Source organism: Streptomyces sp. NPDC003456, assembly GCF_042878735.1.
GTDB lineage: Bacteria > Actinomycetota > Actinomycetes > Streptomycetales > Streptomycetaceae > Streptomyces.
Genome location: NZ_JBIAOK010000004.1, coordinates 712,478 through 725,956 on the forward strand (window position 1 = coordinate 712,478; position 13,479 = coordinate 725,956).

13 protein-coding genes are annotated in these 13,479 nt (G+C 72.1%); 9 read left to right on the forward strand and 4 right to left on the reverse strand.

Features of this window, described 5'->3' with window-relative positions:
* Nucleotides 1-9: 9 nt before the first annotated feature.
* From ACFYWG_RS19415 to ACFYWG_RS19430, 4 genes are all read left to right on the forward strand, one after another.
* Nucleotides 10-924: a F0F1 ATP synthase subunit gamma gene (locus ACFYWG_RS19415; protein WP_376328528.1), complete on the forward strand. Its 915-nt coding sequence runs from the start codon at nucleotides 10-12 to the stop codon at nucleotides 922-924.
* Nucleotides 925-927: 3 nt separating this feature from the next.
* Complete coding sequence (gene atpD / locus ACFYWG_RS19420; RefSeq protein WP_376328526.1) at nucleotides 928-2,376, forward strand: F0F1 ATP synthase subunit beta; 1,449 nt, start codon at nucleotides 928-930, stop codon at nucleotides 2,374-2,376.
* A 130-nt stretch (nucleotides 2,377-2,506) separates the two neighbouring features.
* The gene (locus tag ACFYWG_RS19425) at nucleotides 2,507-2,884 is read left to right on the forward strand and encodes a F0F1 ATP synthase subunit epsilon (protein WP_102908178.1); all 378 of its coding nucleotides are present in this window, start codon (nucleotides 2,507-2,509) and stop codon (nucleotides 2,882-2,884) included.
* A 130-nt stretch (nucleotides 2,885-3,014) separates the two neighbouring features.
* The gene (locus ACFYWG_RS19430) at nucleotides 3,015-3,461 is read left to right on the forward strand and encodes a DUF2550 domain-containing protein (protein ID WP_389202442.1); all 447 of its coding nucleotides are present in this window, start codon (nucleotides 3,015-3,017) and stop codon (nucleotides 3,459-3,461) included.
* Nucleotides 3,462-3,560: 99 nt separating this feature from the next.
* On the opposite strand, the gene ACFYWG_RS19435 is transcribed toward ACFYWG_RS19430, so the two are convergent.
* The 3 genes from ACFYWG_RS19435 to ACFYWG_RS19445 form a co-directional block, all read right to left on the reverse strand.
* Nucleotides 3,561-5,384 (reverse strand): glycosyl hydrolase family 18 protein, encoded by a 1,824-nt coding sequence (locus ACFYWG_RS19435; protein ID WP_383500140.1) that lies wholly within the window; start codon nucleotides 5,382-5,384, stop codon nucleotides 3,561-3,563.
* Between the two features lie 133 nt (nucleotides 5,385-5,517).
* Complete coding sequence (locus ACFYWG_RS19440; protein WP_376328519.1) at nucleotides 5,518-6,159, reverse strand: response regulator; 642 nt, start codon at nucleotides 6,157-6,159, stop codon at nucleotides 5,518-5,520.
* Complete coding sequence (locus ACFYWG_RS19445) at nucleotides 6,156-7,340, reverse strand: sensor histidine kinase (protein ID WP_383500144.1); 1,185 nt, start codon at nucleotides 7,338-7,340, stop codon at nucleotides 6,156-6,158. Before ACFYWG_RS19445 ends, ACFYWG_RS19440 begins: the two co-directional genes overlap by 4 nt.
* Before the next feature lie 152 nt (nucleotides 7,341-7,492).
* On the opposite strand from ACFYWG_RS19445, the gene ACFYWG_RS19450 reads away from it, so the two are divergent.
* Both ACFYWG_RS19450 and ACFYWG_RS19455 read left to right on the forward strand, forming a co-directional pair.
* On the forward strand, nucleotides 7,493-8,077 hold the full coding sequence (locus tag ACFYWG_RS19450; RefSeq protein WP_389202445.1) for a hypothetical protein: 585 nt from the start codon (nucleotides 7,493-7,495) through the stop codon (nucleotides 8,075-8,077).
* Nucleotides 8,074-8,262: a DUF5708 family protein gene (locus tag ACFYWG_RS19455; RefSeq protein WP_383500150.1), complete on the forward strand. Its 189-nt coding sequence runs from the start codon at nucleotides 8,074-8,076 to the stop codon at nucleotides 8,260-8,262. Before ACFYWG_RS19450 ends, ACFYWG_RS19455 begins: the two co-directional genes overlap by 4 nt.
* Nucleotides 8,263-8,305: 43 nt before the next feature.
* Here ACFYWG_RS19455 and ACFYWG_RS19460 read toward each other — a convergent pair whose 3' ends face one another.
* Entirely contained in the window at nucleotides 8,306-8,878 is a 573-nt protein-coding gene (locus ACFYWG_RS19460) for a cob(I)yrinic acid a,c-diamide adenosyltransferase (RefSeq protein ID WP_376328510.1), read from the reverse strand.
* Nucleotides 8,879-9,378: 500 nt separating this feature from the next.
* Between ACFYWG_RS19460 and ACFYWG_RS19465 the strand changes: the two genes are divergently transcribed.
* The 3 genes from ACFYWG_RS19465 to ACFYWG_RS19475 all read left to right on the forward strand — a co-directional run bounded on the left by ACFYWG_RS19465 (nucleotide 9,379) and on the right by ACFYWG_RS19475 (nucleotide 13,465).
* Nucleotides 9,379-10,227, forward strand: coding sequence for a 3-hydroxyacyl-CoA dehydrogenase family protein (locus tag ACFYWG_RS19465; protein ID WP_376328507.1), 849 nt, complete (start codon nucleotides 9,379-9,381; stop codon nucleotides 10,225-10,227).
* Nucleotides 10,228-10,375: 148 nt separating this feature from the next.
* Nucleotides 10,376-10,699, forward strand: a complete 324-nt coding sequence (locus ACFYWG_RS19470; protein ID WP_030246483.1) for an STAS domain-containing protein — start codon at nucleotides 10,376-10,378, stop codon at nucleotides 10,697-10,699.
* A gap of 264 nt (nucleotides 10,700-10,963) precedes the next feature.
* Nucleotides 10,964-13,465 carry an ATP-binding protein gene (locus ACFYWG_RS19475; RefSeq protein WP_389202449.1) on the forward strand — a complete coding sequence of 834 codons (2,502 nt, stop codon included), beginning with the start codon at nucleotides 10,964-10,966 and terminating at the stop codon, nucleotides 13,463-13,465.
* The last annotated feature ends 14 nt before the right edge of the window (nucleotides 13,466-13,479 follow it).

Below are 13,479 nucleotides of genomic sequence, written 5' to 3' on the forward strand. Positions count from 1 at the left end.
ACCTGACTCATGGGAGCCCAGCTCCGGGTCTACAAGCGTCGCATCCGATCCGTCTCCGCGACCAAGAAGATCACCAAGGCGATGGAGATGATCGCTGCCTCGCGCGTCGTCAAGGCGCAGCGCAAGGTGGCGGCCTCCACCCCGTACGCGACCGAGCTCACCCGCGCGGTCACGGCGGTCGCCACCGGCTCTAACACCAAGCACCCGCTGACGACGGAGGCGGAGAACCCGGCCCGTGCCGCGGTCCTGCTCCTCACGAGCGACCGCGGTCTGGCCGGCGCCTTCAACGCCAACGCCATCAAGGCGGCGGAAAGGCTCACGGCGAAGCTGGAGTCGGAGGGCAAGGAGGTCGTCAGCTACATCGTCGGCCGCCGCGGTGTCGCCCACTACAACTTCCGCGAGCGCAAGATCGCGGAGACGTTCACGGGCTTCACCGACGAGCCGTCGTACGCGGACGCCAAGAAGGTCGCGGCCCCGCTGATCGAGGCCATCGAGACGGAGACGGCCGAGGGCGGCGTGGACGAGCTCCACATCGTCTACACCGAGTTCGTGTCGATGATGACGCAGACGGCGATCGAGGACCGGCTCCTGCCGCTCAGCCTCGACGAGGTGGCGGCGGAGGCCGCGCCCAAGGGCGAGATCCTCCCGCTGTTCGACTTCGAGCCCTCGGCGGAGGACGTCCTGGACGCCCTGCTGCCGCGCTACGTGGAGAGCCGCATCTACAACGCGCTGCTCCAGTCGGCCGCCTCCAAGCACGCCGCCACGCGGCGCGCGATGAAGTCGGCCACCGACAACGCCGGCGAGCTCATCGAGACGCTCACCCGGCTTGCCAACCAGGCCCGCCAGGCCGAAATCACCCAGGAAATCAGCGAGATCGTCGGTGGCGCCAGTGCCCTGGCCGACGCGACCGCGGGGAGTGACTGACAAATGACCACCACTGTTGAGCCGACCGCTCCTGCTGGCGTGGCCACTGGCCGCGTCGCGCGGGTCATCGGCCCGGTCGTCGACGTGGAGTTCCCCGTCGACGCGATGCCGGAGATCTACAACGCCCTGCACGTCGAGGTCGCCGACCCGGCGCTCGCGGGCGAGAAGAAGACGCTGACCCTGGAGGTCGCGCAGCACCTGGGCGACGGCCTGGTCCGCGCCATCTCGATGCAGCCCACCGACGGTCTGGTCCGCCAGGCCCCGGTGACCGACACCGGTACGGGCATCACCGTGCCCGTCGGCGACTTCACCAAGGGCAAGGTGTTCAACACCCTCGGTGAGGTGCTGAACACGGACGAGGTCCACACGGGCGAGCGCTGGTCCATCCACCGCAAGGCCCCCGCGTTCGACCAGCTCGAGTCGAAGACCGAGATGTTCGAGACGGGCCTGAAGGTCGTCGACCTCCTGACCCCGTACGTCAAGGGCGGCAAGATCGGTCTGTTCGGTGGTGCCGGTGTCGGCAAGACCGTGCTGATCCAGGAAATGATCATGCGTGTCGCCAACCTCCACGAGGGCGTCTCCGTCTTCGCGGGCGTCGGCGAGCGCACCCGTGAGGGCAACGACCTCATCGCGGAGATGGAAGAGTCCGGCGTTCTGGACAAGACCGCCCTGGTCTTCGGCCAGATGGACGAGCCCCCGGGCACCCGTCTGCGCGTGGCCCTGGCCGGCCTGACGATGGCGGAGTACTTCCGTGACGTCCAGAAGCAGGACGTGCTGTTCTTCATCGACAACATCTTCCGCTTCACCCAGGCCGGTTCCGAGGTGTCGACCCTGCTCGGCCGCATGCCCTCCGCGGTGGGCTACCAGCCGAACCTGGCCGACGAGATGGGCCTCCTCCAGGAGCGCATCACCTCGACCCGTGGTCACTCGATCACCTCGATGCAGGCGATCTACGTCCCCGCGGACGACCTGACCGACCCGGCCCCGGCCACCACCTTCGCCCACCTCGACGCGACGACGGTGCTGTCCCGTCCGATCTCCGAGAAGGGCATCTACCCGGCCGTGGACCCGCTGGACTCGACGTCCCGCATCCTCGACCCGCGGTACATCTCGGCGGACCACTACAACGCCGCGATGCGCGTGAAGAACATCCTGCAGAAGTACAAGGACCTGCAGGACATCATCGCGATCCTCGGTATCGACGAGCTCGGCGAGGAGGACAAGCTCGTCGTCCACCGTGCCCGTCGCGTGGAGCGCTTCCTGTCCCAGAACACCCACGCCGCCAAGCAGTTCACCGGTGTGGACGGTTCGGACGTGCCGCTGGACGAGTCGATCGCGGCGTTCAACGCGATCTGCGACGGCGAGTACGACCACTTCCCGGAGCAGGCGTTCTTCATGTGCGGTGGTCTCGAGGACCTGAAGAAGAACGCGAAGGAGCTCGGCGTCTCCTGAGCCTCGTGCTCGATGTGAGCCTCGTGCTCACGGCGGAGGGGGCGGGGAACGTCCCGCCCCCTCTGTCACGCCTACTAGACTTGTAACCCACACCCGGCACTCCCGCCGGGTGGTGACCCGAGGAGCCATCTTGGCTGCTGAGCTGCACGTCGCGCTGGTCGCGGCCGACCGTGAGGTCTGGTCCGGCCAGGCCACCCTGGTCGTCGCGCGCACCACGTCCGGCGACATCGGCGTCATGCCCGGTCACCAGCCGCTGCTCGGTGTGCTGGAGTCGGGCCCGGTGACCATCCGCACGAGCGAGGGCGGGACGGTCGTCGCCGCGGTCCACGGCGGATTCATCTCGTTCGCGGACGACAAGCTCTCCCTGCTGGCCGAAGTCGCCGAGCTGTCGGACGAGATCGACGTCCAGCGCGCCGAGCAGGAGCTGGAGCGCGCGAAGGCGGAGGACGACGCGGAGGCCCGGCGCCGCGCGGACGTCCGTCTGCGGGCTGCGACGGCGGCGCGCTGACCGCGCTCGCCGTGTGATGACGTCACTCAGCCGCGGCTGGGTACCGGAGAGATCCGGACCCGGCCGCGGCTGAGGCGGATGTGGGTGTTTTTTACGTTCCGTTACCTAGGAGACGAGGAGGTCGGTGTCGATGGTCCTCGCTCTGACTGTGTGCGGAATCGTGGTGGCCCTCGTGGTGGTGGGCCTGTTCGTCTTCGGTCTGCGCCGCCGGCTGATCCAGCGCTCGGGCGGCACCTTCGACGCGAGCCTGCGCTGGGACGCCCCCACCGAGGGCGACAGCAACGGCAAGGGCTGGGCGTACGGAGTGGCGCGGTACAACGGCGACCGCGTCGAGTGGTACCGCGTCTTCTCGTACTCGCCGCGCCCCCGCCGCGTCCTGGAGCGGTCCGCGATCGAGGTCGTCGGCCGCCGGGTCCCGGAGGGTGAGGAGGAGCTGGCGCTCCTCTCCGACCACGTGATCCTGGCCTGTCTGCACCGGGGCACGCGCCTGGAGCTCGCGATGAGCGAGGACGCGCTGACCGGTTTCCTCGCGTGGCTCGAGGCAGCCCCGCCCGGTCAGCGGGTGAATGTGGCGTAGCCGCGCCCACCGACAAGGTGACGCTCCCCCGGAGGGATCCCGGGGGAGCGTCAGTGTCGGTCAGGGTCTATGACCCTTCGAACTTCTCTCTGATCCGGCCTACTTCAGACCGCTGTCGATGGCGGCCGCCAGCTCTCCGTTGGCGGTGTCGCCGCTGAACTCCCAGAAGAACGCGCCGCCCAGGCCCTGGCCCTTGGCCCAGCTCATCTTGGAGGCGATGGTCGACGGGGTGTCGTACGACCACCAGTTGCTGCCGCAGTGGGCGTACGCGGTGCCGCCGATGGTGCCGGTTGCGGGGCAGGAGTTCTTGAGGATCTTGTAGTCCTCGATGCCGGCCTCGTAGGTGCCGGGCGCGGGGCCGGTCGCGGTGCCGCCGGGGGCGGCCTGGGTGACACCGGTCCAGCCGCGGCCGTAGAAGCCGATGCCGAGCAGGAGCTTGCTCGCCGGGACGCCCTTGGCCTTGAGCTTGGCGATGGCGGCCGCGGAGTTGAAGCCGTCCTTCGGAATGCCGCTGTACGAGGTCAGCGGGGAGTGCGGGGCCGTCGGGCCGGTCTTGTCCCAGGCGCCGAAGTAGTCGTAGGTCATCACGTTGTACCAGTCGAGGTACTGGGCGGCGCCGCCGTAGTCGGCCGCGTCGATCTTGCCGCCGGAGGAGCCGTCGGCGGTGATGGCCGCGGTGACCAGGTAGTTCGGGCCGAACTCGGTGCGCAGGGCCTGGGAGAGGTTCTTGAAGGCCGCCGGTCCGGAGGTGTCGCAGGTCAGACCGCAGGCGTTCGGGTACTCCCAGTCGATGTCGATGCCGTCGAAGACGTCGGCCCAGCGCGGGTCCTCCACGACGGCCTTGCAGGACTTGGCGAACGCGGCCGCGTTCTGCGCGGCCTGGCCGAAGCCGCCGGAGTAGGTCCAGCCGCCGAAGGAGTACAGCACCTTGATGTGCGGGTACTTGGCCTTCAGCTGGCGCAGCTGGTTGAAGTTGCCGCGCAGCGGCTGGTCCCAGGTGTCGGCGGTGCCGCTGACGGACTGGTCGGCGGTGTACGCCTTGTCGTAGGCGGCGTAGGTGTCGTCGACGGTGCACTGACCGTTCTTGACGTTGCCGAACGCGTAGTTGATGTGGGTGATCTTCGACGCGGTGCCCGACGTCACGAGGTTCTTGACGTGGTAGTTGCGGCCGTAGACGCCCCACTCGGTGAAGTAGCCGAGCTTGACCTTGTCGCCGGGCGGCGGCTCGGTGGTGCCACCGGTCGTGCGGACCCGTACGGCGCCGCTGACCGGGCCGGTCTGGTCGGCGGTGTCACGCGCCTGGATCGAGTAGGAGTAGTCCGTGCCCTTGGTCAGGCCGGTGTCCGTGTAGGAGGTCGTCGTGACCGTGGCGACCTTGGCGCCGTCGCGCAGGACGTCGTAGTTCTTGACGCCCTTGTCGTCGGTGGCGGCGGACCAGGTCAGCTTCACCGAGGTGTCGGTGATGCCGGAGGCGGTCGGGGTGCCGGGGGCGCTCGGCGCGCTGTCCCCGGGCTCGCCGGTGCTGCCGTCGCAGCTGCCGCCGTTGAGCTTGCAGTTCGCGGGGGAGCCGGAGCCGGAGCCGTTGAAGCCGAAGGTGACGGAGGCGCCGGGGGCGAGGCTGCCGTTCCAGGACTTGTTCTTCGCCGTCCAGTGGGTGCCGGAGGAGGTGACGTCGGCGTCCCAGGCGGAGGTGACGGACGTGCCGGAGGGGAAGTCCCACTCGACGGTCCAGGAGCTGATGGCGGTGGTGCCGGTGTTCTTCACCGTCCACTTGCCCTCGAAGCCGGAGCCCCAGTCCTGGGTCTTGGCGTAGGTGGCGGTCGCGGACGTGGCTGCCTGGGCCGGGCTCGCCAGGCCGACGAGGCCGGCGAAGGGGAGCAACAGGGTCGCGAACCCTGCCGCGGCTCTGTGTCTGAAGCGCATGCTGCGCCTCCTTGATGGAGTTGTGGGGGGCGTGACTGAGCCTCACGCCACTCGTGGTGCGGTGAGAATAGAAAGGTCTGGACCACCGGTCAATAGGTCTGGACCACCACGACCTGTGCCGATCCGTGCCCGATCAGATCCCCAACTCCTGCGCGAGCACGGCCGCTTGCACCCGGCTGCGCAGCTCCAGCTTGGCCAGCAGGCGGCTGACGTGCGTCTTCACCGTCGCCTCCGCCATGTCGAGCCGCTCGGCGATGCCCGCGTTCGACAGGCCCTCACCGAGGCAGGACAGCACCTCGCGCTCGCGCCGGGTCAGCCGCTCCAGCACCGCCGGATCGGCCGCCGGCTCCCGCGCGGGCTTCGCGGCGAACTCCGCGATGAGCCGCCGCGTCACCGCCGGGGCGATCAGACCCTCCCCGCGCGCGACGGTCCGCACCGCCGCCAGCAGGTCCCCGGCCTCGGTGTTCTTCAGCAGGAAGCCGGAGGCGCCGGCGCGCAGCGCCCCGAAGACGTACGCGTCCAGGTCGAAGGTGGTCAGCACGAGCACGTCCGCGAGCCGGTCCGCGACGATCCGCCGGGTCGCCGACACCCCGTCCAGACGGGGCATCTGGACGTCCATCAGCACCACGTCCGGCCGCAGCTCCCGGGCCAGCTCCACCGCCTGCTCGCCGTCCGCCGCCTCGCCGGCCACCTCGATGTCGGGGGCGCTGCGCAGGATGAGCACCAAGCCCGCGCGGACGGCGGACTGGTCCTCGGCGACCAGGACGCGGATCATTCGGGTTCTCCTTCGACGACGGGCAGGGCGGCGCGCACGACCCAGATCCTGCCCCGGGGGGAGGTCTCGGGCCCGGCCTCGAACGTGCCGTCCAGCAGGGCGGCGCGTTCGCGCATGCCGACCAGGCCCGCGCCCGACCCGGGGGCGCCGGGCCCTTCCCGGTCGCCGTAGGGGCTCGTGACGGTGATGGCCAGCGACCCGTCGCGCCGGGCCAGGCGGACGGCGACCCGGCCCGGGCCGGCGTGCTTGAGGGCGTTGGTCAGGGACTCCTGGACGATGCGGTAGGCGGCGAGCTCGACCGGCGCGGGGACGGGGCCGGGGGACGCGTCCAGGTGGACGTCGAGGCCGTTGGTGCGGGCGGTGTCGACGAGGGCGCCGAGTCCGTCGAGGGTGGGGGCCGCGGCCGGCTCGGTGTCGCCGCCGGCGTCACGCAGGATGCCGATCAGCCGGCGCATCTCCGCGAGCCCTTCGACGCTGTTCTCGCGGATCACGGCCAGGGCGTCCCGGGAGGTCCCCGGGTCGTCCAGGGAGAGCGCGGCCGTGGAGTGGATGGCGATCGCGGAGAGGTGGTTGGCGACCATGTCGTGCAGTTCGCGGGCCATCCGGGCGCGCTCGGCGGTGACCGCCTGGACGCGGTCCATCTCGGCGAGCAGGGCGGTCTGCCCGGCCCGCAGCCGGGCCGCGTCGGCGGCCTCGCGGTGGTTGCGCACGATCAGCCCGGTGGAGGCGGGCCCGAAGGCGACCAGGCCGGTGACCACGCCGATCAGCAGTGCCTCGGGGTCGCGCCAGAGCGCGAACGGCACGACCGCCCCGGCCACGGCGAGCAGCCCGGTGATCCGCGGGATGCGGTGCGCCGAGGCGGGCGGTCCGTACAGCACGGCCGCGTACATCAGGTCGGTGTACATCAGGATCGTCACCAGGTTGCCCTGGGTGACGGTGTCCAGGACGATCGCGGGCGTGCCGATCAGCAGCGCCGTGCGCGGAGCGGTCCGCCGCAGCAGCTCGCACCCCGCCATGACGACCAGCGGCAGCAGGACGGGCCAGCGTCCCGGAAGCAGCACGTACGGCTCGGTGTGCGGGCGGACGGCCAGGCCGAGCCCCCACAGCAGCACCCCGCCGAGCAGGCCGCCCACCGCGACGGACACGTCGAAGCGGCTGGGGCGGGTCGGTCGCAGGGCCATGTCCCCATCCAACACGGCCGCGTGGCGGGCCGCCTGATCCCCGCGGAGGGTCCCCGACTGCATCTTTCGATGTACCGCGGCCTCGTCAGTGGCGACGACGATTCCGGCCCCGTCCGCCGGGAGCCTGGAAGGGTGACCGAGAGGAGCGAACCGTGATCGTCGCCTTGATCGCCGCCTGTGAGATCGGCTTCTGGGTGCTGCTGGCGGCCGGGCTGGCCTTCCGCTACGTGCTGCGCATGCCGCGTACGGGACTGGCGCTGCTGCTGTGCGAGCCGCTGCTGGAGGTCGTCCTGCTGGTGGCCACCGCGGTGGACCTGAGGAACGGCGCGGACCCGAACTGGACGCACGGGCTGGCCGCGCTGTACATCGGCTACACGGTGGGGCACGGCCACCGCACGGTGACCTGGCTGGACGGCCACGCGGCCCACCGGTTCGGCGGTGCGCCGCCGCCCCGGAAGCCGCCGCGGTACGGCACGGCCCGGGCCCGTCACGAGGGCAAGGTCTGGACGGGCACGCTGATCGGTGCCGCCGTCGCGACCGGACTGCTGCAACTGGCGATCTGGTACGTCGACGACCCGGCCCGCGTCACGTCCCTGGAGAGCTGGCGCTTCACCGCCTGGCGCGCCGCGGGCATCCACGGCCTGATCGCGCTGTCCTACTGGGTCTGGCCGCGGAAGGCTCCCGCGGGGGAGACCGGCGTGGCGGCGGAGCAGGAGCGGGAGGGGGTGCGCCGGTGAGCCGGGCGCGCGGGAACCTGCGGGAGGGGGCCGTCGTCTTCGCGGCGGGCCTGGCGCTGTGGCTGTTCGCCGGAGACGTGGAGGTGCCCGGGGTGACCCTCACGAAGGTGGGGGTGGTGATGATGTGCGTGGGCGGCGCGCAGGCCGTCGCGGGGGCGTGGCAGGGGGCGCGTCGGAGAACCTGAGCGCCGCCTGCCGTGCGGTTCCCCGCGCCCCTGCCCCGTCTGTCTAGCGCTCCCCGCCCGGAACCCACAGGACGTCGCCGATCTCCTTGTTCGCCGTCCTCGCCAGGATGAACAGCAGGTCGGAGAGGCGGTTGAGGTAGGTGGCGGTGAGCGGGTTCATCACGTCGCCGTGGGCCTCCAGGGCGGCCCAGGTGGAGCGCTCCGCCCGGCGGACCACCGTGCACGCCTGGTGGAGCAGGGCCGCGCCGGGGGTGCCGCCGGGGAGGATGAAGGAGCGGAGCTTCTCCAGGCCCTCCAGGAACCGGTCGCAGTCCGCCTCCAGCTTGTCGACGTAGGACTGCTCGACCCGCAGTGGCGGGAACTCGGGGTTCTCCACCACCGGCGTCGACAGGTCCGCGCCCACGTCGAACAGGTCGTTCTGCACGCGGGTGAGGACCTTGACGACCTCCTCGTCCAGACCGCCCAGCGCGATCGCCGTGCCGATCACCGCGTTCGCCTCGTTGGCGTCGGCGTACGCGGCGATCCGCAGGTCGGTCTTGGCGACCCGGCTCATGTCGCCGAGGGCGGTCGTGCCCCGGTCGCCGGTCCTGGTGTAGATGCGCGTCAGATTGACCATGCGGCCAGCGTAGTTACGCTCCGGCCGTTCGGAACACGCGTGTGCCCACTGTCACGGACAGCGCGGTGATCGGCACCCTGGCGAGCGGGGCGCGCAGGTCCGGATGCGGCGGCGGCCGACCGGTCGGCGGCGGGAGGTCCGGCAGAGCGCCGAGGACGCCCCGCGCGAGGAGGCCGGCGCCGGAGACCAGCTGCGCGCCCTGACCGCAGCTCAGCCGGACCGGCCGCACCACACCGCGACGGGCGGCACCGGCCGCGAGGCGGTCGAGGGCCGCGACCGTGCGGAGGTGTCCCGCGAGACGGGTGCTGCGGGACGAGAGGGAGGGGCTGTTGGGCGGGAAAGGGCTCAACTACGCCGTCCGGGGCGCCGCCTGACCCCTCTCGGTGTGATGTCCGTCATGTGAGACGTGACGCGCATTACTTACTGGTCACACAGGACCTCACGCCCGCTAATGTCCGCCGGAGAGGCAGACATGAACAGCGCGTCAGGGGAGTCGCACAGTGGCACGGAAGCTCGCCGTCATCGGAGCCGGCCTCATGGGATCCGGCATCGCTCAGGTCTCCGCGCAGGCGGGCTGGGAGGTGGTCCTGCGTGACGTCACCGACGAGGCGCTCAAGCGCGGCACCGACGGCATCAAGGCGTCGTACGACAAGTTCGTCGCCAAGGGGAAGCTGGAGGCGCACGACGCCGACGCGGCCCTGGCCCGCATCACCGCCACCACCGACCTGGACGCCGCGGCCGACGCGGACGTCGTCGTCGAGGCCGTGTTCGAGAAGCTCGAGGTCAAGCACGAGATCTTCCGCGCGCTCGACAAGATCGTGAAGGACGAGGCGATCCTCGCCTCCAACACCTCCGCCATCCCGATCACCAAGATCGCGGCCGCCACGGAGCGTCCCGAGCGGGTGGTCGGCACGCACTTCTTCTCGCCGGTGCCGATGATGCAGCTGTGCGAACTGGTCCGCGGCTACAAGACCAGCGACGAAACCCTCGCCACCGCCCGCGCCTTCGCGGAGTCGGTCGGCAAGACCTGCATCGTCGTCAACCGCGACGTCGCCGGGTTCGTGACGACCCGTCTCATCTGCGCCCTGGTCGTCGAGGCCGCCAAGCTCCAGGAGTCCGGCGTGGCCAGCGCCGAGGACATCGACCTGGCCTGCAAGCTGGGCTTCGGCCACGCCATGGGCCCGCTGGCCACGGCGGACCTGACGGGCGTCGACATCCTGCTGCACGCCACGAACAACATCTACACCGAGTCCCAGGACGAGAAGTTCGCCGCCCCCGAGTCGATGCGCCGGATGGTTGACGCCGGTGACATCGGCCGCAAGAGCGGGCAGGGCTTCTACAAGCACTGAAACCGCACACGCCCCGAGGGGATCACCCCTCGGGGTGAATTCGGTATCGGTTCGCTTACAAGAAGCAACCTCTGACTCCTCCACGCAGTCAGAGGTTGCATACCCAAACCAGAACGCGGAGCACGATTCGCACGCACGGGGAGCGCATATGTACATCAGGGGCGACCACGCCGAGCTGGTCGTCGGGGGCCGCCTCGACGTCCGCAGCGCGGCGGACGCCCGTACGGTTCTGCACTCGGCCGTCGACGACGGAGTCGGTGACCTCGTGCTCGATCTGTCCGAACTGGACTCCTGGGACGCCACCGGCCTCGGCGTGATCATGGGGGCCCACCGGCGCGCCGGCCGCTGCGGCCGGCGCCTGGTGCTGCGGGGCGTCCCGCCCCAGATGCAGCGCCTGCTCGTCGCCACCCGCCTGCACCGCATCCTCGCCATCGAGGGCGGCATCGGGGTGGAGACCCTGCCCCGCGTGTGACGCCCGCCCGGGTGTGAACCGGGGGACCGGGGAACCCGGCCCCGCAGCGCCGCACCGCGCGCCGCGCACAATCCTCACGACACCGTGACGTTACGGACGGAGCAGCACCCCGGGCTGTCGTAGATACTGTGCGAAGGTTTATGGTCTGGCTGCCCGCCTCACTGCACCCTTCGAGCGGGCCCGGACCAGAAGCGACAGCGCGGTGTGCAGCAAGGCCGGGAGGGGCTTTTCCGAGCACACACACGCCTCTGGGGGGCATGACCTATGGACCCTGACAACCGGGGACCCGAGGAGTACGGCCACGACGGCGACGGCGAGACGCCGCGTCAGCGCCCTCCCAGGGAATCCCTCACCTCCGACTTCGGGCAGCACGCACCGGCGCTCGCGCGCACCGTGCAGCTGGTCTCCGGCGACTTCCTGCTGACCGTCAACCCCGTCGACGGCAGCGAGATAGAGGTCTGCCCGCCCGCCGAGCGGCCCGCCGCTCCCGTGAAACTCACCCCGGCCGAGCGCGCCGAGGCCGAGCGCGCGTCCCGGCCGCCCGTGCCGCCCGGCCCCGCGCAGCCCGAGCTGCCGCTGCTGGCCCGCCAGGACGAGCGCGAGCAACTGGTCCGCCTCCTGGCCCGCGGCCGCTCCGTCCGGCTCACCGGCCCCGGTGGCTCCGGCCGCACCCGGCTGCTGGACCTCGTCGCCGAGGACTGCTCCGACCTCGCCCCCGACGGCGTCGTCCGCCTCAACGGCTTCGGCCGCGGCGCCGACGACCTGCTGCACGACCTCTTCCGCGCCGTGTACAGCGCCCCCCTGCACCGCCCGGGCCGGGACGAACTGGTCGCCCACGTCCGGGAGATCGGCGCCGTCGTCGTCCTGGACGACCTGGAGTTCGGCGGGGCCGCCCTCGACGAGCTGCTGGAGGCGACCCCCGAGTGCGCCTTCCTGTTCGGCGCCACCCCGGACGTGCCGGCCCCCTCCGCCGACTCCGGTGTCGAGGAGGTCCTCCTCGGCGGCCTGGACCGCGCCGACGGGCTCGACCTGCTGGAGCACGCCGTCGGCCGGCCTCTCACCGAGGAGGAGTCCAACTGGGCGGGCGACCTCTGGTTCGAGTCCGAGGGCCTGCCCCTGCGCTTCGCCCAGGCCGGCGCCCTGCTCCGCCAGCGCGACCGGCTGCGCGCCGGCACCAGCGCCGTCGACGAGTTCGGCGTCTTCGAGGACGCGCCCCCCTCCGAGACCTCCGACCCGGCCGACGGGGACGACGTCCCGCTGCCCTCGCTCGCCGAGGCCGCCGCGCCCGCGCCGCTGCTCGCCGCCCGGCTGAGCGCCTCCGCCCGCGCCACCCTGCGCTTCGCCGTCGCCCTCGGCGGCGAGATCCCGCACCAGGCGCACCTGCCCGCCCTGGTCGGCGACACCCACGCCGACGCCGCCCTCGGCGAACTGGCCGCCGGCGGCCTGGTCTCCCCGGTCGGCTCCCGCTACCGGCTCGCCGCGGGCGTGCAGGCGCAGCTGGAGGCCGCCGGCTACGGCGACGAGGCCGAGGCCGCCGCCCGCAGCGCCGCCCAGCACTACTCCTGGTGGGCCGGGCACCCTTCGGTCACTCCCGAGCGGGTGAGCGCCGAGGGCGACGCGGTCCTCGCCGCCCTGGCGATCCTCGGACCGGCCACCCGGCCGCCCGCCGGGGACGAGCGGAGCGCGGCCGTGCACCTGGCCCGCACCGCCGCCCCCGCCTTCGCCGCGGGACTGCACTGGAACGCCTGGGAGCGCAGCCTGCGCCACGGCGCCGAAGCGGCCCGGCTCGCCGGGGACGTCGCCGAGGAGGCCTACTTCCACCACGAGCTCGGCATCCTCGCCCTGTGCGAGGGCGGGCTCGACCGCGCCCGCGCCGAGTTGGAGGCCTCCATCGGCCTGCGCGGGGCCCTCGCCGACAAGCGCGGCACCGTCGCCGGACGCCGGGCCCTCGCCCTGGTCGCCGACCGCTCCGGCACCCCCCTCAGCCTCGGGCCGGCCGTGGCGGACGAGGTGCCCGAGGCCCGGCAGGAGGAGTCGGCGTCCCCGGCCGGGGCGGCCCCCGCGGCCTTCCCGACGCTCCAGCCGCCCACCACCCCGGCGGTCGTCACCCACCGCAGCACACCCGTGCCGCCGCCGAAGGCCCGGGGCGGACTGGGCGGCCTGGCCCGGCGCAACCTCGTGGCCGCCGGTGCCGGTGCACTGCTCGTCGCCGTCCTCGGCACGGTCGTGACGCTCGGCGCCACCTCCGACAACGACCCCGGCACCCCCTCGGACCGGGTGGGCGTCAACCCGTCCGCCAGCCAGGACGTGGGCGACGGCAGCCTGGGCGCCGACCGCCCGGCCGACGGGGGCAACGGCGACACCGAGCCGGCCGCGAGCCGCCCGACCGATCCGGGCCCCGACGGCACGCTCGGCACCTCGGACGACCCGACGCCGACGGGCGGCCCGAGCGGATCGGCGGATCCGAGCCGTTCCGCCTCCTCGTCGAAGCCGCCTGCCAGTTCCCGGCCGCCCGCCTCGTCGAAGCCGCCGACCTCCCGGCCGCCCACGTCGTCGAAGCCGCCGACGACGTCCAAGCCCCCGTCGACGTCCAAGCCGCCGACCTCCGAGCCGCCCACGTCCGAGCCGCCGACGTCCGACCCGCCGCCGTCCTCGCCCTCCACCTCGGACTCGGCGAGCGGCCCGGCCTCCAGTGCTCCCGCGAGCACGATGAGCGCACCGGCGGGCGGCAGCGGCGCGCCGGACGGCTCCCCGACGGTGATCTGACACACCGCCCGCAC